The 19,959-nt window shown below is 40.1% G+C and carries 8 protein-coding genes; 1 reads left to right on the top strand and 7 read right to left on the bottom strand.

Translation table 11 applies throughout. The features are described from left to right. Positions 1-22 precede the first annotated feature (22 nt). The 7 genes from DRW41_RS01005 to DRW41_RS00975 form a co-directional block, all read right to left on the bottom strand. Positions 23-1,351, bottom strand: coding sequence for a hypothetical protein (locus DRW41_RS01005; RefSeq protein ID WP_115450102.1), 1,329 nt, complete (start codon positions 1,349-1,351; stop codon positions 23-25). Between the two features lie 187 nt (positions 1,352-1,538). Further along, a complete protein-coding gene (locus DRW41_RS01000; protein ID WP_115450101.1) occupies positions 1,539-2,102 on the bottom strand; it encodes a 3D domain-containing protein in 564 nt (187 codons plus the stop codon). Between the two features lie 174 nt (positions 2,103-2,276). Continuing rightward, positions 2,277-4,253 carry a FapA family protein gene (locus tag DRW41_RS00995; RefSeq protein ID WP_115450100.1) on the bottom strand — a complete coding sequence of 659 codons (1,977 nt, stop codon included), beginning with the start codon at positions 4,251-4,253 and terminating at the stop codon, positions 2,277-2,279. 100 nt (positions 4,254-4,353) lie between these two features. Then, complete coding sequence (locus DRW41_RS00990; RefSeq protein ID WP_115450099.1) at positions 4,354-6,558, bottom strand: bifunctional diguanylate cyclase/phosphodiesterase; 2,205 nt, start codon at positions 6,556-6,558, stop codon at positions 4,354-4,356. A 294-nt stretch (positions 6,559-6,852) separates the two neighbouring features. After that, positions 6,853-7,707: a CheR family methyltransferase gene (locus DRW41_RS00985; protein ID WP_115450098.1), complete on the bottom strand. Its 855-nt coding sequence runs from the start codon at positions 7,705-7,707 to the stop codon at positions 6,853-6,855. Further along, entirely contained in the window at positions 7,688-10,963 is a 3,276-nt protein-coding gene (locus DRW41_RS00980; protein ID WP_115450097.1) for a response regulator, read from the bottom strand. Before DRW41_RS00980 ends, DRW41_RS00985 begins: the two co-directional genes overlap by 20 nt. A 22-nt stretch (positions 10,964-10,985) precedes the next feature. Continuing rightward, positions 10,986-13,496 (bottom strand): EAL domain-containing protein, encoded by a 2,511-nt coding sequence (locus tag DRW41_RS00975; RefSeq protein WP_115450096.1) that lies wholly within the window; start codon positions 13,494-13,496, stop codon positions 10,986-10,988. Between the two features lie 1,098 nt (positions 13,497-14,594). Between DRW41_RS00975 and DRW41_RS00970 the strand changes: the two genes are divergently transcribed. Further along, on the top strand, positions 14,595-19,946 hold the full coding sequence (locus tag DRW41_RS00970) for a S8 family serine peptidase (RefSeq protein ID WP_439330844.1): 5,352 nt from the start codon (positions 14,595-14,597) through the stop codon (positions 19,944-19,946). Positions 19,947-19,959: the final 13 nt, after the last annotated feature.

The raw sequence follows: 19,959 nt of genomic DNA, 5'->3' as shown, positions 1-19,959 counted from the left end.
ATAAAAAAAACAGGCAGGAAAATCATGGTTTCCCTGCCTGTTCATTCAGTAGCAATCTATACACTTTCCGCGGCCGGCCTTTTGAATCGTCCAGCCTGACTGTTTTGCTTTTAGCGAGCCCGAGTGTTTCCATTTCCAAAAGGATTCGCCTCGCATTCCGCTCACTGCTTCCAAGCCAGACAGCCACGTCATGGGAGTTAACTTCCATTTTCTTATAAAAATTGGACAGCGCCTGTATTTTTGAGAGTGATGATGGAGAAATATTCGACTTCCTCAGCTTTTCGGCCCAGCCATCACTTGTCCAATTCTGAAAGCAAATCGTTAAGTCATCCTTATCGGAAATGAACTCTGTCACTTGCCTGTTTTCATCGACCTGCACAATTGCTGGATCCTGGCGCTTCCTTGCATGCCGGAATGCGGCCTGGACGTTTTCTTCCGCCTGCAATGCTGTGATGCCGTATCCGAGGCCAATTCTCAGTTTAAAGTTCGTCCGCGAGTAAACCGTGTCAATCAAATGATAAAGATCCTTTTTATCAATCTTAATTTCAATCTCGCCGCGCGTGGTATAAATAAAATAGAGCCCGTCACCAATCTGGACAAACGACCCATTTACCCGCTCGGCAATTTCAATCAGAAGGCTTTTCAAGTTCAATTCTTTATGTTTATGTTCATAGGAATTGAAGAACTCGTCATTCGTTTCAGCCTGGATCATTTCAATCCCAAGCAATGCCAACTGGGACCGCTGATAAAGGGATGATTCCCCCCTCTCCTTCAATATCCTTAAGGCGAAATAGATCGATAATTGGGAAGGGAATATCCGGTAACACGGAATCCCTAGTTTTATTAACGAATCGTACACTCCCCTAAGGCAAGTGAATGCGACTTCCGACTTTCCTTCTTCATACAATTGCTGATGGAAACGAATGATTTCTTCATTTGGGCGATAGTCCGGATAAGAGTAAGAAAAAACTTTTAAATCCTGCAAAGAGAAAAACCGCTTTGTTGTATCTAGTTCCTCTTCCTGAATAGTGTCAAGGCTGATCACTTTTAACACTTTATCCATTTCCAGGTTGGCTTCCACCACTTTGCCCAGCAAACTCGCTCCATAAAGAGGCGGATAATAACTGTTTTCTTCAGTGGCCAGATTTTTTGCAACCGCATAGGTGTAGGGAACCTGCCCGGAAAAAAACCATTGGTCCACCAGGGGCTGGTTGTGATGGACAATGTTATCTATTTGGCTTAAATCATCATAATAAAAAGGAATCAATTCGAGGCCGTCAAACGATTCTGCGAAGTTCAGAATGTGATTCACTGAATCCTCCGGCCCGATTACCCCAACAGTTATTTTCAAAGAGCTCACCCTTTTTTAAGTAAATAAAAGACCTGCTATAATTGATAATTATAGAACAAATTTTCAGAAAAGCTAACAACATGTATGTACGCCTCTTTCATGGGACGGATAGACTTCCGGAGCATGAAAGATGTCTCGCTATTACTTACATAAAAAGAGCCTGCCGCGTCATCACGGCAAGCTCATCTTAATAATACACTTTAATCTTTATTGTCTTCGTTCCCCATTGAAGCGCTTTTTTGTGGTCCGGGATAAATACATCGATTTTATTGCCTCGGACCGAGGATCCTTTATCGCCGGCAATCGCCTCGCCGTAGCCTGGGACATATACTTTTGTTCCGAGCGGAATCAGATTTGGGTCGACTGATATGACTTTCGCGTTCGGGTTCTTTTTCAGGTTGATGCCTGTGGAAGTGATGCCGCTGCAGCTTTTGCAGCTTCCTGTGTAGGCTGTCGCCTTCACTGTAATTTCTTTGTAGCCCTTTTGCGCAGCTGCCGGTTTGGCAGCGGGCTTTTTCCCAGGCGCCGCTTCCGTGCCACTGACTTTTAAAACCTGATTTAGCTGGATATTATCTGATTTCAAATTATTCCATGTTATTAATTGTTGGATGGTTATGTTATGTTTCTTGGCAATGCCCCAAAGGCTATCACCGTTTTGAACCTTATATGTATTTTTTGCGGCTAAAGAAGGATTCGAAAATCCAAAAAGTACAACAATGGCTGTGATTAAGCTCACGATGGTCTTTTTCAATGTCTATTCCCCTTTAACTTCCTTTGTAGGAATATCATACCAACTTAATGTAACAGCCATGTTACAAGCTAAAGCTATTTTTGTTACAAAAAACAAGATTGTTTTCTGGCCTGTAATATTTTCTCGTTAATAGACCTGCTAGATTTAGCAAAAATAAAGAATCGTTTCAGCCGATTATGATGCAATACTTTTTTCAATAATAAGCCCGTTATCTTTAAGGCGAAATATCGCCCTTTTCTTCGGACTGGAGATTTTCTTTGCAATTTCACCAAACTTTATTATTATGTTTGGCCATAAAATCTCGGACTCAATAGAACCCTTTTCTTCCTGAACTGTTAAAATAGTATTTTTGTCTGCTTCATAAACAGTGATTTTTTCCCCGGCTCGAATCTCGCTATTTTTAGCCACTCTTACCTTAATAGATTTTTCTGATCGTATTTTTGATAATAGGGCCTTTTCCATAATGATGGTGCTCCCATTGCTGCTTATTTCGGAATAAAAGGCGTTTTTAACGGTAATACATGTTTCCTTTGCTGTTTCGATCTCAAGTAAAATAATTTTATTATCGATATTGGCTGCAATTCTTTTCAAGTGGCTGATTGATTTAACTGAAGGATTATTTTTCAAAAAAATAAGATCCAGGGTTTTGATAAGATCATTCCAACCAGTTGGCTTAATATCGACCTTTTTAAGCTTCTGAATGAGAGAAGGAAGCTCAGTGAATTTCATTCCGACAAGAAGTTTTATTAGGGGCTGAAATCCTTTTTTGGCAAGGTCGCTTTTTGAAAACGCTGGATTTGATGTCAATTGATTTATTGCGGAAATCAAATTGAATAGTAAATCATGCGTTTCCTTTCCAATGGAAATAACCTCATCGGATTTTTTAGAATCCCATCCAGAGAATAACTTAGAATTGTTTGCATTTCCTTTAATTGTAACGTCTCCATTGGCTCGAATAGTTGAATTATACACACTTCCAGCTACAAAGACATTGCCGCTAGCTTCTACTGTCACTCCATCTTCTACATCGCCAGTTATAATTACATCCCCATCCAAACTGACAGAACCGGTCTCCTTGTTGATGTTTTTGTGTAAATTGTGGACTGGGATTATTTCAAACATAAGCGAATTGCCGACAGAAACAATAGAAACCCGACCAGATTTCTTCGCTACTATTAAATTTTGATTTTTTAAATAAAGGACGCCGTTTCCAGTCCTAACGTCTATAGGATGGTAATCTTCTTCTATATGTATCGTATTTCCAAAAACATCATATCCAACTTGGCCTGAATGCGGTTGTTCAATATGTCCAATAATATCGCCTTCCTGAACAATTGGATAAGATTTGATACCCACTTTATTTGTTGCTCCATTCTCCTGAACAGATTCATATTTAATTTTATTATTAGGGATAAATGTACCATTTTTTCCTGGAATAGCAGGAGTTCCTCTAGCAATTACAAATATGTTTTCTTCTTCAGAGGAACATGCCATGTATAGGTTGTCCAGGAGAACCGTTGCGCTATAGCTGCGAGTTAGTTCGTTGTGAATTTTATCTATCTCAATCGGAAGGAACTTCTTTTCTTCCCGTACTTTAATCTGCAAAGAACGCATTGGAGAAGAGTCACACACCTTTTGGCTTATGATATATCCAGGTTGGATTTTTAAAAGAACTTCCATTCTATCTGGTGAAGGCTCCAAACTATATTGAGTTTTAATTTCCTTTTGTGTGGTCCTAAGTTCAACCTTGTCGATTTCCGTTATAATCGTTTGATCGGTTTTCACTTGTCCATTGATATGAATTTCTACACCTTCGCAAGGGTACAGCGAAGGAAAATGATCTTTTCCATTTCTTGAAAAGACCCGTCCACCCTTTATCCATACTTTTCCCTCGTATATTTCTTTCGGAAACGAAGCTCTAAATAACAATTTTTTATACCCTGTTTTTTTGATAGAAACATTATTTTTTCTAAATAGTGCCTTTTCATCCTTAATGGATAAAAGCACAGTAACTTTTCTTTTACCAAAGATAGATTTAATATTTGTTATAACATGGTATTTTACTTGGTCTTCTGATACTCCTAATTGGGCAGAACCGATTTTTATTGCATCTAGCACCGACGAACTGGTAACTATTCTAAATTTTTTCATGAATGTCACTCCTAAGTTTCTTCTCCAGTTTCTGAAGAGGCCTGGATAATTTCCATACCCTCCTTTTTAAATACTGTCAGGGGTTGCCTTATAAAAAAATTTAAGCATATAGAAGTCTAGAATTGTTCGATATAATCTTTAAAAATTGTTCTTCATCTATTGGCTTACTAAATAAATAGCCCTGTATATAATGGCAATTTAATTGTTTTAACCTTTTTAATTGCTCTGTAGTCTCCACTCCTTCGGCCACTACCTTTAAATTAAATCCTTTCGCTAATAAATGAATTGATTCTACTATGCGTGCGTCTTCCTGACTCACGAGCATACTTGTAATAAATGACCGATCTATTTTTATATAATTCACCTTAAACTTTTTTAAATAGCTGATAGAAGAGTAACCTGTTCCAAAATCATCCAATGAAATTGCAATGCCGATTTCTTTTAACTTTTCGATTGCAGATATAGCTGCCATTTCCGCTTTAATCATCGTGTTTTCTGTAATCTCAATTTCCAATAAATTTGGCTCGATTCCGTATCTCTCCAAATAATTAAGAATGGTTGGAATCAAATCAGCTCTCATTATGGTTTTTGCTGACAGATTCACTGAAACTGGAACTATGTTATCTCCGCTTTGAATCAATTGTCTTTGTACCTTGCAAACTTGTTCAATCACCCAGAAACTAATTTGATCTATCAGGTTGCTTTCTTCAGCTATGGGTATAAATTCGGCAGGAGAAATCAACCCAAATAAGGGATGATTCCATCGTATGAGTGCCTCGGCAGCCACTACGTCGCCCGTTAAAGTATTTACTCTTGGCTGATAATGCAATATAAAGTCTTCCAGTAATATGGCCTTTCTTAAATCACTTTCCAAAGAAAACAATTTAAACGTTTCAATACTTAGGCTCTCCGTATAAAGCTGCAGCCTATTCTTTCCAAGTTCTTTAGCCCTCCGTAAAGCAACCTCTGTGTTCAATTCTAAATCCTCTACTGTTTGTCCATCTGTAGGATGGATGCTCATTCCTATACTTGCTGTAATATGGATTTCAAACCCTTCTATATAAAAAACCTGTCTAATTGAATCAATAATCTCCCTTCCAATTAAGTTTAATCTGGAAGGTTCGGTCATTTGTCTTAAAATAAGCGCAAATTTATCTCCACCTATTCGATAGAACTCCCCTAAATTAGTATATTTGGCGGTTAGCCGTTTAGTAAGTTCTTGGAGGAGCTGGTCCCCAATTCTGGACCCTAAACGGTCATTTACATTTTTAAACATATCCAAATCGATATACAATAAAGAAAATTTATTATGACATGATACCATTCCGGTTAAAACTTCAATCAACTTTCTCCTGTTTGGCAAATCAGTTAAATTGTCATGGAAGGCATAATAATTCATTTTTTCTTCGAGCAATTTTCTTTCGCTAATATCCTGCACAATTCCATCAAGTCTAATAAGTTCCCCTCTTGAGTTGCTTATTGGGAATACCCGATCCTCTATCCATTTCTCAATCCCATACACATCAATTATCCTATATTGGTGAATAATTGTTTTGGCTTGTCGGAGTTTACTATAGTTGCTTTGATATTTTTCTAAATCTTCGTGATGTATATAATCCTTCCATTTTCTTTCACCCAATAGCAAAAGTTCATTTCTTTCACCGGTTATCGCCTCAACCCCGTGTGAAACATACACCATTCGTTCTAATTCAAAGTCATATGACCATATACCAACATCCAGGCTGCTTGCAATCTTCTCTAACTTCTCTTCACTTTCTTTCAATTTGGTTTCTTTCAATAGATCATTTGAAATATCCCTCAAAACCCCAAAGATCCGGGATACCTTACCATTTTCGTCTTTTATAGCCTCTGCTCTCAGTTGTACCGTTATCATCGTACCATCGGCCCGCTTGACCCTAAATTTAAGCTCCATTCTTTTCCCAGTCTTCTTGGTATTCTGGAAATGATAGTCAAACACATTACGGTCATCTTCTAGAACCATCTCAAGCATATTTGGATAAGTGGTGTCTATCATCTTATGCTGATTCATACCAAGTATGGAAAACAATGCTTCAGATCCAAAGACATAATCACGATCAGTTTCATAATCCCAACTAGCTATATTTGCTACTTCGTGGGCCATATCCAAGCTTTTTTCTATTTTTAAAATTGTTTCATTATCTTTGGCGTTATTAGCCGTATCCATAAAACCACCTGTGGTATCCATAGGTCTACCCATTACTGTTCGAGTAGATTTGCAGGTAATTTTTTTTTCAGGTTTAAATAACGTTTTAAGCATACTCATCCTTCAAATCCCCCGATAGCAGATTATTTTTATAGATCCAGGCACTAAATGACTACAAGCTTAACGCTCACGCTCCACAAGAGCTATCTTCCCACATCTAATCTAGGCCGTTAACTCTTTAAACGACGTCTCCGTGTTGTAAACTACTTTGATTATGTATAATTTTGTCGGAAAAAATAATCCCCCCCTCTTCCTATTTCCTCTTGTTAGTGAAGAATAGGCCTCCCTTCCTATTCAATTTCTTTCGGGAAAAACAAAAAAAGGACCTTTGTGATAGGTCCTCATTAATAATCGTTATCTAATCTTTCTATAAAGCTTTTGTCCATGGCTGACATTCTCAAAGCACTCCGCTTTTTCGGTATAAGAAATCGTTTCCTTATCACCTAATCCAAGGAATCCAAGCATGCTTAAACTTTCGTAAAAAAGATTGTGTACCATTTGCTGTAAATCTTTATTGAAATAGATTAAAACATTCCTGCAGAAAATCACATGAAATTCATTAAAGGAACGGTCGGTTACCAAGTTATGCTGCGCGAACACGATATTCTTTGATAAAAACGAATGAAATTTCACTCCATCACCAGTAACTTGGTAATAATCCGAAAAGGATCGCTCCCCACCGGAAGCAATATAATTATTCGTGTATTTCCTCATATTTTCCAGCGAAAAAACGCCTGATTTGGCCGCCTTTAGAACGTCAGAGTTTATATCTGTGGCATATATTTTGGCTTTTTCATAAATACCTTCCTCGTGCAATAGCATTGCCATAGAAAAAACTTCTTCCCCCGTCGAACATCCCGCATGCCAAATGCGAATTGAGGGGTAAGTTCGAAGTATTGGTACTACCTTTTCTCTAAATTCCTTGAAGAACAAAGGATCCCTAAACATCTCTGTAACATTTATAGAGAAATCGGAAATTAGCCTTTTTAAACAGGCAGAGTCATGTAATACCTTTTCAATCAGTCCTGAAATAGTTGTCAATTTTTCAGCGTGGACCCTATTCCAAACTCTTCTCCTAATTGAATTATAAGAGTAATTTCGGTAATCATACCCGCACCATGAATAAATTGCTTGTAAAAGCAAGTCAATTTCTATCTTTTCCAAGGCATCCAATGAATTATGATTATTGTCAGTTTTTGTCAAATCCATTTTTATTACCTTCTTGAGGATAAAGCCATACTTGTATTAACGAGATTAATTGCTCAGGGTTGAATGGTTTTACAATATAATCGGACGCGCCAGCTTCCATACAGTTCTCTCGGTCTTCCTTCATCGCCTTGGCAGTCAAAGCAATAATTGGCAATGAATCAAAATCACCCATAGCCCTAATAGCTTTTATTGTTTCATAACCATCCATTTCGGGCATCATTATATCCATTAAAATTAAATCAAAATCAGGATTGGTGTTCATTAATTGAAGACATTCACGGCCATTTTCGGCAAAGGCAATCGTAACCCCATACTGTTCCAGAAAACTTGAGATTGCAAAAACATTCCGAACATCATCATCAACTAGCAGAACCTTTATCCCATTCAGCCGAGGGTAAGGATTATTCGATACATCCTCAAATGATTCGGATTGGACAGTATCGGTTTTAAAATTATTTAAATGTATCTTAATTTCTTCCACTAGCCGCTGAGGCGCCATATTATCTTTAATGATAATGGTGTGGGCATATTGATTTAGAACCATTTCTTCTTTTGAAGATAGGTCCCTACCCGTATAGATGATTATCTTTAATTGATCGTTATCACTGTTCTCTTTTATTTTTTTCAGTATTTCAAATCCATCTGAATCGGTTAATCCTAAATCCATAATCAATATGTCGAATTGATTGACTTTCAATTCTTCCACTGTTTCTTTGCCAGTAGAGACAGCTTTAATGACAATATTCATATTTCCTATCAATTCCATCAAAGCATTACGCTGCCTTTTATCATCATCAACGATTAAAATTCTTTTAACTTGGTCCCTAGGTCCATTGTAGGCGTTAATCTTTCTATTTGGATGAACGGGTTGCGATGCAGTTATTTCGGTATTTACATCAACATTGGAAGTTTCCAAACCCGCCGCCACTTCCTCTTTTCCCTCTGAACCGCGCCCATTTTGTATTTGTGGGTTATATTCTTCCAAACTGAACATAAAGGTACTTCCTTTACCCTCTTCACTATCTACACGAATACGGCCTCCCAATAAATTTGCCATTTCCCTGCAAATCGAAAGGCCCAACCCTGTTCCCCCGTATCTCCGGCTGGTTGTGCCGTCCACTTGTTGAAACGCCTCGAAGATGAGGTCATGCTTATCCTTCGCAATCCCGATTCCCGTATCCATTACCTTAAATTCGATGCCATTTATTGCATTAGAAGTGGAGCTAATCTCTAACCTTACTTCTCCTTTATCAGTAAATTTAAATGCATTGGATAATAAATTGTTCAATACTTGAAGCAAGCGTTTTTCATCCGTATAAAATGTATAAGGCGCGTCGTCCTTAAGGATAATTGTAAATTTCAATCCTTTTTCATTCGCTAATGGCTGGAATCGGGATTCAAGTACTTCAATAATAGACTGCATTTTCATTTGGACAGGCTGGATATTCATTTTCCCAGATTCAACCTTCGATAAATCAAGAATATCGTCAATGAGTGATAATAAATCGTCCCCGGAAGAATGGATTGTTTTAGAAAACTCCACTTGCTTCTCTGTAAGATTTCCATCACGGTTCTCCGACAATAATTTTGATAGGATAAGCAAGCTGTTTAGCGGGGTCCTTAATTCATGCGACATATTTGCTAGAAACTCAGACTTATATTTTGAACTTATCGCAAGCTGATTTGCTTTTTCCTCGAGTAGTTTTCTGGCATTTTCGAGTTCTTTGTTTTTCAAAGCATACTTCTTATTCTGATCTTCCAATATGAGAGTCTTTTCCTTTAATTCAAAATTCGTCTGTTCAAGTTCTTCCTGTTGAACCTGAAGTTTCACCTCAGATTCGCGGAGTACTATTGTCTGTTCCTCCAACTCTTCGTTTATCAATTTTAGTTCGTCTTGCTGTGATTGAAGTTCTTCAGATTGCACCTGAACTTCTTCCATCAAACTTTGTGTCTCCTCCAATATCCTGGCCAATCGAATTCTATCCATTTCTTTTTCAAGGATAATCGCCACTAGTTTTATTAATTCTTCTAAAAATGTTTGATGTTCTTTGGTAAAAAGTTTTAGTGAAGCCAATTCCAAAATGGCAACAACATTATCTTCAACTTTTAAAGGGGCCACATAAAGATTCATCACGGACATCTCACCAACCCCGAATTTCACTTTGGGGTACTGAGGAGGGATTTTGGTAAGAAGTATGGAAGATTTCTCTTCCGCTGCTTGCCCAATCAGCCCTTCCCCCAAGGTAAAGGTATCCTGATAGTCTTTATTCATTGCATATGAGGCAAATCGTGTATAGCGGGTTTCGCTAGTGGAATCATTCATTTCCTTTACATAAAAACTACCCATGGAGGCCTCCATTAAAGGTGCAACTTTTTTCAGGAAGGCTTCCGACAGGTTTTTCAAACCATGTAAACCTACTAATTCCGCATTAATTTCAGCTATATTCGATTTGTTCCATAATAAACTTTTTTCAAGTTTAACTTTTTGCTCAAGGGATTCCGCTAAATGATTGAACGCTTTTGCGACATCATCTATTTCATCTTTGGAATTTACATTAATCCGGGTTCCTAAATCCAGTTTTCCGTTAGCAATGTCGCTCATGATAGAAGATACGTTGCTTAAGCGAAACGCAATGCCCCATACGGTTCTCACAATAAAGCTGGCCGAAAGAATAATGCTTAATAAGGCGATTAAGCTCAAAACAACAATAAGTTTCTGGATATTTTTCGTGGCATTATTATATGATGCAGTCAAGTTTTCTTGTAAACTATTGGTAAGCAAAGTGAGGTCAGCAGTTAATTTTTCTTGAATGGCATGCCCTTCTTCACTGATTAAAGTGGATGCTTCTTCCTTTTTTCCTTCTGAAACAAGGCTGATTACCTTGCTTCTATATAAGTTAAATTCCCTGTTAGTCATTTGAATGTCTTCAATAATTTCTCTTTGTTCTTTTGTTTGCACCATACGTTCAAGATAAACTATTTTTGTATTTAACGAATTATTTTTTATCTGTAAGTGGGATAATTCCTTTTGCCTCAATTCATCATTAGTAAATACGATAATATTTCTTAAACTAATGGCCTCATTCTTAAAATCCCTATGCACTTCTTCGGCCAATAAAGAAATTTCATAATTGTTTATAGTAACTTTATTCAATTTATTAATACTCGTAACTTCCAGCAAACCTATTATAATTATAAGGACAACTAGAATAGGTTTGGAACTAAGCCCCAATAGCATTTTTGATTTGATTTTCATTTCCCGCTCCCAATTCGTGCTTTTAATGTAATTGATGGCTTTTGCCCTCTTCAATGCAGGCTTGATAGAGTTTTGCCATGGCTTGCAAACGGTCACTTACAGTCAGCTTTTGAAAAATACGCGTAATATGGTTTTTAACTGTATGTTCACTAATAAATAACCGTTCGGAAATTTCTTTATTGCTCAATCCCTCAACAAGTAATTCGAAGACGTCCATTTCCCTGGCTGAAATCATATACACATCCCTTGTCCGATTTAAAGCGGCAGTCAGTATATCCTTATTTAAATTTGCACTTTGCTTTTCAATTGGGGTGTATGTTTGAACCGTTTTATCCTGTTTTTTTTCAGCAACTGGCTGAATTAGACCTTTATGGTTTATTACTGGCCCAATATTTATTAGAAAGCTTTCGAACTCCTTTGGAAATATTGGAGGGCTTACTAAGTATCCCTGGAATTCATCACACTTCAGGTCTCTTAATAAATTCAAATGTTCTTCTGTTTCCACTCCTTCAGCCACTACAGTTAAATCCATACTTTTGGCGAGTGAAATAATCGTTGAAATTAAAGGAATGCAATTTGAAGCGTCTATTATAAAAGACCTGTCAATTTTTAACGACTGTACCGGCAGGCTCCTTAAATAGCTAAGTGAGGAATAGCCTGTGCCGAAGTCATCTATGCTTATCCAGATTCCCATTTCCCTTAAGCCGTTCAATGTTTTTATAATGTTGGACTCATTCCCCATAATCACCGTTTCTGTAATTTCCACTTCCAGCATTTTTGGACTAATTTCTCTCTCCTTCGTAATCTGAGCAAAGGTTTTCAAAAGGTCCTTTTGTAAAAATTGCTGCGCGGAAAAGTTAACAGCGATTCGAACGATAGGCAACCCCGCTTCTTTCCAGTCCTGAATTTGTTGGCATACAGCTTCAAGGACCCAGTTTCCTATTTCTACAATTTGCCCGCTTTCTTCCGCAAGCGGAATAAACTCTTGGGGAGAAATTAATCCCCAATCTGAATGCTGCCAGCGTAGAAGCGCTTCAGCACTGGTCACCCTGCCTGTTGCTATATCTATACGCGGTTGGTAAACCAATTTCAGCTCATTTCTTTCAATTGCCTTCCGAAGATCATTTCGCAAAATAAAAGACCGATAGGACTGCATATTAATTCCGGAATGAAACATTTTGTATTTGTGATTCCCCTGCTGTTTAGCACGGTATAAAGCAGCATCAGCATTTTTCATTAATGTAATGGAGTCTTCACCATCGAAAGGAAAAATACTTATCCCAATGCAGGCTGTAATAAACAATTCGTATGTATCAAAAAAGATCGGCGTTGTGAAATCTTCCAAAATTGTTTCTGCAATATCGATTGCTTGCTCTCTATTTGTTTTGCTTAAAATGATATTGAATTCATCTCCGCCAATTCTTGCAATGAAGTCTTCTTTATTTATAAATTTTTTCAGCCTTTCAGCAAATTCCCGAATCACTTTATCGCCTATAATATGTCCCAGAGAATCGTTAATATATTTTAAACTATCCATATCAATATACAGGAGAGCCAATTGTTCATTTGATTGTTTCGCCTCTGAAATCATATCCCGTAATTGTTTTGTAAAATATCTGCGGTTGGGAAGATCGGTTAACCAGTCGTGATACGCCATATGCTTCAAGTTTTTTTCATATTTTTTCTTACTTGTAACATCCCTAATTGTAACAGCCACAATGAACTCACTTTGAACAAACCTTTTCCCTATTTGTATTTCAACCGGGAATTCTGTGCCATCTTTCCTTAAAGCAGTTAACTCTTTATTATTTTCATTGCCAATAATAGTTTCCAACCGTTCGATCGCTTTTAAAATTTCTTTTATTGCTCGGTTTGATTGATATGAAAATAATAAAGAAATTTTTTCGCCAAGGATTTCGTGTTCTTCATAACCAAACATTTTATAAATGGCTGGATTTACCTTTACTATTGAACCTGACTCATTTATGTTGATCATCGTATCAAGAGAGGTTTCGCTTATTACATTTGCCAAAGCTTCCGATTTTCTCAATTTAGAAGTTGAATTTTCCAATTCCAAATTAATTTCTTGCAGTTCCTTTGTTTTCTCCTTTAACCGAATGGATTGTTGAAGAATCTGCTGATTTAATCTATAAATCTCGACAAACCCATCTACTTTTGCCTTCAGGAGAAAAGGATCAAATGGCTTTAAAATATAATCGATAGCGCCTACTGAATACCCTTTAAAAATATACTCAGAATCCAAATTATTCGCTGTTATGAATAGAATTGGAACATTTTTGGTTTTCTCCCGCGCCTTAATGATTTTGGCCGTATCAAATCCATCCAAATCAGGCATTTGGACATCAAGCAAAATCAAAGCAAAATCAAACTTAAGTAAATACTTTAAGGCCTCTTCCCCAGAAAAGGCTTTAATTATTTGGTAGTCGCTTTGCTCAATAATTGCTTCCATAGCCAAAAGGTTTTCAGGGCGGTCATCTACCAATAGAATGTTGATTTTTTCAGTCATACTCATTTTTCTACACCCCTAAAGCAATAAAAATTTCATTGGCAGTTTTGCGTAATCCACACTCTTATGCAAATTTTGACTAATTAACATTTCTACTGTCGAAATATTACTTTTATTGCAATTATATACTATTGGCAACAATTAAAATACTTTATTTTAATATCAAATCCTCTAGCATCAAAAGAGGGTGTGGTCAAAGAAATCCTATCTCACTTTTGGTGCTTCAGTATAAACTAAGGAGCTGTATGTTTGGCCAGCTAGCCGTATATTCGTACCATAAGAGCTGGGGCAATTCTTTATTGGATAATGGATAAGGAGTTAGAAACACTTAAATTAATCGTTTGGAAACAATTTCTATTAAAAAAATCGGTTTGTTTTTTAGGTTTTTTTATCAAATGTTAATATGAAATCAATTACATGCAATGAAACCTATCAATCACTAAAATTTCTTGGGAAATTTTTTTCTAAATAACCTCCCACAATATAAACTTAGTATTTATAAAACTCTTTCGTTGCGTGTTTCTTCAAATCACTAAAATGTTCCTCACCTTCGGATTTGCATCCGAACGTATCAATTTTATCGTCCGTTTGATCCCTTCATTATTGACTTTTGAGGTATATATTACGGATTCCCGGCATTTAAAATTAAGGCCGATAGAAACGGATTTTGTAGAATTGGGAGGAATGTGTATGTTGCCGGGGCTGACAGTTAAAATTGATCAATTGGCTGATAAAGCAACGTAAATCTTAGTTAAAACGCACCTGTTGGTTGTCTGGACGGCTCTCACGGCAGATATACGGCATTTGTCGAATCTCCTCTAGGTAAAATATGGTATCCTGTAGTATTTTCACTTCTCCTTCTCCTCCCAAAAGCTATTGTTGCTTCTTTGAAACTTACTCACCTGTTGTTTCATTTTCTTTCTACTACAATAACAATGTACCCATTTACCATATTGGGAAAATCCTTCCAAAATACGAAAAGAAGCATATTTTTTAATGTTGTCTAAATATTCAGATTCCTTTACTCTTGTTAAAAGAAAGGAGGTCTGTCTATTACTCTGTTTTTAAAAAAGAAAATTTTAAGTGAGAGGGAGAGGAAATGTATTGGCAAAAAGCAAGAGATTGCGTAAATGGGTTTCTCAATGGCTAATTTTCGTACTTACACTAACGCTCGTTGCCCCGGCTTATGCAACAGGAAATGCTTCTATGCAAAAGGTTGATCTTCAATCAAACGTACCCCAACTAGTTGCTGACAAAATCGCTCCTAAACTAGCCAAACAATTCACGGATGAGGAATACGTAACCTACCTCATTAAGATGAAAGAACAAGCAGATGTTGACACTGTTTCAAAAAACGCTCATCAAGCATCCCTAAAGAAAAAAGAAACTCCAGCCGTTGCCAAGCTTGCGATGCGTAACGCTGTTATTTCCTCTTTGCGTGAAACAGCAACCCGTACACAATATGGTTTGGAAAAATACTTAGAAAATATGCAAAAAAAGGGTCAAGTAAAAAGCTTTGAAAGCTTCTTCATCGTAAATGCGATGGCTGTAACGAGTACGAAGGAAGTTATGGAGAAGATCGCTTTACGCGCTGAAGTAGCCAAGATTCTTCCTAACGAAGAGCGGTTCCTAGATAAAGCGGAAAAGACGGCGGTTACTGAGGAAAAGGTTGCAACCGCGGATATCCAGCCTAGCAATATTGAGTGGAACATCAATCAAGTCCATGCGCCTGAAGCATGGGCAATGGGTATCGATGGAACTGGCGTAGTGGTTGCGAATCTGGATACAGGGGTTGATTTAACCCATCCTGCATTGCAGCGCAAATGGCGTGGCTACGACGCTAACGGCAATGTCGTCAATCCTGAACTCAGCTGGTTTGATCCCCATAGCGGAGCGTCCATGCCTGTAGATACGGATGGCCACGGAACCCATACAATGGGTACAATGGTTGGTTCGGAAGCGAACGGAACGAACCAAATCGGTGTCGCACCCGGAGCAAAATGGATGGCTGTCCGTATTTTCAATCCATCCACAACGGATGACATTATCTTACGTGGTGCGCAATGGCTGATGGCTCCGATTGATCGAAACGGCAACCCACATCCGGAAATGGCTCCAGACGTTGTGAATAACTCATGGGGCGGCGGCCCTGGCCTTGACGAGTGGTTCCGGCCAACGGTCCAATCCTGGCGCGCGGCACAAATCTTCCCTGAGTTTTCAGCTGGAAACGTCCGCACTGGCAACCCAGGCGGCCCTGGGTCGGTAGCGAATCCCGCCAACTATCCGGAATCATTCGCTACAGGGGCAACAGACATCAACAACAAAGTAGCTTCATTCTCACTAAGGGGCCCGTCTCCTTATCAAGAAATTAAGCCTGAAGTATCCGCGCCAGGAGTAAATGTACGCTCCTCTGTACCAGGCGGGGGCTATGAAGGCGGATGGAACGGGACATCGATGGCCGGCCCGCATACAACGGCGCTAGCCGCATTGCTGCTTCAAGTAAACTCATCCCTCACGGTTGACCAACTTGAACACATTATTCAAACAACAGCAATACCATTAACCGATGCCGAGTACCCTACAAGCCCGAACAACGGGTACGGAAGCGGATTAATCAACGCCGCCGATGCTGTAGGCTCCATTCTGAGCGGTCTTGGTTCAGTATCCGGCCGTGTGGCAACCGCCGGAGATGACTTCGAGCCGCCAGTACTTGAGCACACGCCTGTAACAATGGCCTATACAGGCTTGGATATACCATTCACTGCCAGTGTATCCGATAATGTTGGCGTTGTTACAGTAGAAGCGTATGCCAGAATTAAAGGCAACACGCACTGGACATACATTCCAATGTCACGCACGTCTGGCGACTACAAAGCCGGAGTGTATGAAGGCTCTATTCCTTACTTCCTCGTGCATACGGCGGGTACGGAATATTACATCCGGGTCAACGATTACGGCAATAACGGTTTTGAAACAAATAAGTATTCAATCGAAGTTTCAAATGGTGTTAAACCTGGTTACATGCAAGACTTCGAAACAAATATTACTGGCTTTACAACAGGTGGAGCAAATAACACCTGGGAATGGGGTGTTCCTGTAGGAGGCCCTGGTTCGGCAGCTTCAGGCACAAAGCTGATCGCAACCAAACTTAACGGTCAATATCTCAACAATTCCAACTCCTATATGATGATGCCGCCAATTGATCTCTTGGATAGCAATCGAGGCGTACTTCTCTCCTTCAAGCACTGGTTCAACCTGGAGACCAATTATGACAGAGGCGTCGTGTATGCAGCAACGGAATCCACCAATTATGAATTCGTTTCTTTAGCTTCCTTCACTGGGGCAAGTGGCGGATGGAAAAACCAATTGGTTGACCTATCACGATTTGCAGGAGAACAGGTTTATCTCATTTTCAACCTGCATACCGACGGTTCCGGGACACGGGATGGCTGGTATATTGATGATGTGGAGCTTATTGGAGCGGATGATGTCGCACCTGCTGTTCCAGCAGACTTAACCGCCCGGGCTAATTCTCTGGGAATTGTATCGCTTAACTGGTCAGCAGTTGCTGATAAAGATTTCAAAGAATACAATGTTTATCGTTCATCTGTCTCAGGCAGCGGCTATGAAAAAATCGGAACGACAACTGAAAATAGTTTTTCAGATTCCAACACAGCCAATGGTGAGACCTATTTCTATGTCGTAAGAGCAAAGGATTACTTTGGCAACGAGAGCGGAAACTCCAACGAGGTATCCGTTTCAGTTACCGCTCCAGTAACGATATACAGCGACAATTTTGATGGAAATACGGATAACGGATGGACGCATTCCGGTACACGTGATGAGTGGGAGCGCGGTACTCCTTCAGGCACTGGCGCACCTGTTCCACTATCCGCTCCAAATGTATGGGGAACCGATCTTGACGGCAATTACGAAAGCAGCAGCAATTTTTCGCTCGTATCCCCGGTTATCGACCTATCACAGGTAAATAACGCGACACTCGCATTCTCGCACTGGTATGAGCTGGAAACAAACTACGATAAAGGCTACGTCGAAATTACAAAAGATGGCGGAACAACCTGGACCCAGCTTGGCATGTTTAGCCACTCAACAAACGGCAAGAACTGGTCGACAGTTTCTTACGATATAGCCTCCTATGCGGGCCAGCAGGTTCAGGTAAGATTCCGAGTTACATCCGATGGCAGTGTCGTAAAACTCGGATGGTATATCGATAACTTTGCCGTATTGGCATCTGTAGCACCACAAAAGTTCGAAAGAGCGGTTGAAGGTGACTCCCAGGCAATGGTTAAACCGAAGCCAACTGATGAAGCACCAGCGGTAAAACTGTCCAGAACGGAAAAGGATGCATTGCCGGCTCAGCCACAAGGCGGAATTGGGCTGCAAAGCTTGCCTGCCAATGCGACAGTTACTGTCCTTGAAACTGGCCGTTCTACAAGAACGGATGCAAGTAACGGACGCTTTAGCATGATTCATATGGCCGGAGATTACAACATTCGCGCTGACGCCTATGGATTCTATCCACAAACCCGTCCTATCACGATTGTTGACGGAAGGGATACATCAGTCAGCTTTACACTTGAACCGATTCCACACGGCATCATTACGGGTGTAGTGACGGATGAAAGATCCCGCGAACCAATCGCGAATGCAACTGTAATGGTCATGGAAGATGCCCGTATCGCACCTGTAAGAACAGATCAAAACGGTGCATTCTCCCTTGAAGTACTCGAAGGAACGTACACACTCGCGGTTTCAGCCGACCAATACTACAATAAGAATTCAACTGTCACGGTTACAGGAAATGGATCAGTTGAAGCGAATGTAGCATTGAAACCATTTATCGGATTTGAAGGAACAATCGGATATGATGACGGTACAGCTGAGAATGCACGCGCATGGAACGCAGCCGGCAATGCCTGGGCTGTTCGCATGACGCCTGAAAATGGCGCGGCGCAGGTAACAGGCGCAATGTTCCGCTTCTGGGATACAGAATGGCCGGTTCCGGGCGGTACAGCATTCCAATACGCAATCTATGACGCTACTGGTGCCAATGGTTCACCAGGCCGACAACTCGCGGGCCCACTCAACGGAACGGCTAAACGCGATGGCACATGGACAACGGTAAAATTCCAAGAACCGGTAATGATTGAAGGAGATTTCTACGTTGTGTATATCCAAACATTCGCGAATCCTAACACACCAGGGTTGGCTACGGATGAAAGCGGCACGAATGCTTTACGCAGCTGGCAAAGAATCAGCGGCGCATGGAGCCAATCTCCTGCAGCCGAAGGGAACTACATGATCCGCGCGATTGTCCAATACCCTGTTGGCGCGCCAGTGATCACTTCTCCTGCAAACGGCTCCTTTACAAAGGATGAAAATGTTACGGTAACCGGAACTTCTCAAGTAAATGGTTCGACAGTGAAACTGTTCAACGGTACAGAACAGGTTGGTACTGGCACTGTTGAAAAAGGCAAGTTCAGCATCCCGACAACGCTCCATGCGGGTGCGAACGAATTGTCCGTTGAAGTAGTTGTGAACGGAAAAATTTCCGATCGTTCCGAGCCTACTACCGTCACATTGGATCAGACAGCACCGGCCCTTGATGTTACCGCACCAGTTCAGGATTACCGAACAAATGTCGAAATGGTTCATGTAACAGGGACAACAACCGATGAACATTTTGATAACCTAACAGTGAACGGCCAACCGGTAAAAGTGAACGCCGACGGTACGTTCTCACACAAAATACTAGTCAACGCCGGTGAAAATGAGATTACTGTAACCTCAACCGACCGCGCGGGCAACACAACTACTGTTATTCGTAATGTAGTTGTTGATCTTAGCGCGCCAGAGATTACAAACATTTCACCAGCTGCCGATGTACACATTAGTGCAGGTGAAACCGTACAGGTATCCTTCGACAGTGAACCAGGGCTTAACGCTTCGTTCCGGATTGAGTTGCCATTGATGCCTTCCAGCGGCAATGGAATCACAATGACCGAAACGTCCCCTGGACATTATGAAGGATCCTACACAACTCCTGCTTCGCTTACAATGGAAGGCGGCGTTATCGTAGTCCGGGTAGCAGATCAATCGGGGAACCAAGTTGAAGCAGTCGCGCCAGGAAAGTTGTATGTAACTGCCGGCGGCGGCCAGGTTGATCCTCCTGCAGAGAACAAAGCGCCAATCGCAGTAATCAAAGGCGAGGCAACAGCCAAGATGAAAAAGGCTGCGAAATTCGATGGTTCGCAATCGAGCGACCCGGATGGAACGATAGTAAGCTATCAGTGGAACTTCGGTGATGGAACAACCGGAACCGGGACGACTGTTGATCACACATTTAATAAGAAAGGCACCTATACCGTCACGTTGACAGTTACGGACGACAAAGGTGCAACCAATTCAACAACCCATAAGATTGTAATCAATTAATCCGATCCAATTA

Source organism: Neobacillus piezotolerans (assembly GCF_003362805.1).
GTDB lineage: Bacteria > Bacillota > Bacilli > Bacillales > Cytobacillaceae > Bacillus_D > Bacillus_D piezotolerans.
This window is presented reverse-complemented; position numbering and strand designations above follow the sequence as displayed.

Coding starts and splice junctions, on each gene's coding strand:
- DRW41_RS00995 (WP_115450100.1), bottom strand. CDS start 4,253: ATGAAAAAATTTAGAATAGTTACCAGTTCGTCGGTGCTAGATGCAATA.
- DRW41_RS00990 (WP_115450099.1), bottom strand. CDS start 6,558: ATGAGTATGCTTAAAACGTTATTTAAACCTGAAAAAAAAATTACCTGC.
- DRW41_RS00985 (WP_115450098.1), bottom strand. CDS start 7,707: ATGGATTTGACAAAAACTGACAATAATCATAATTCATTGGATGCCTTG.
- DRW41_RS00980 (WP_115450097.1), bottom strand. CDS start 10,963: ATGAAAATCAAATCAAAAATGCTATTGGGGCTTAGTTCCAAACCTATT.
- DRW41_RS00975 (WP_115450096.1), bottom strand. CDS start 13,496: ATGAGTATGACTGAAAAAATCAACATTCTATTGGTAGATGACCGCCCT.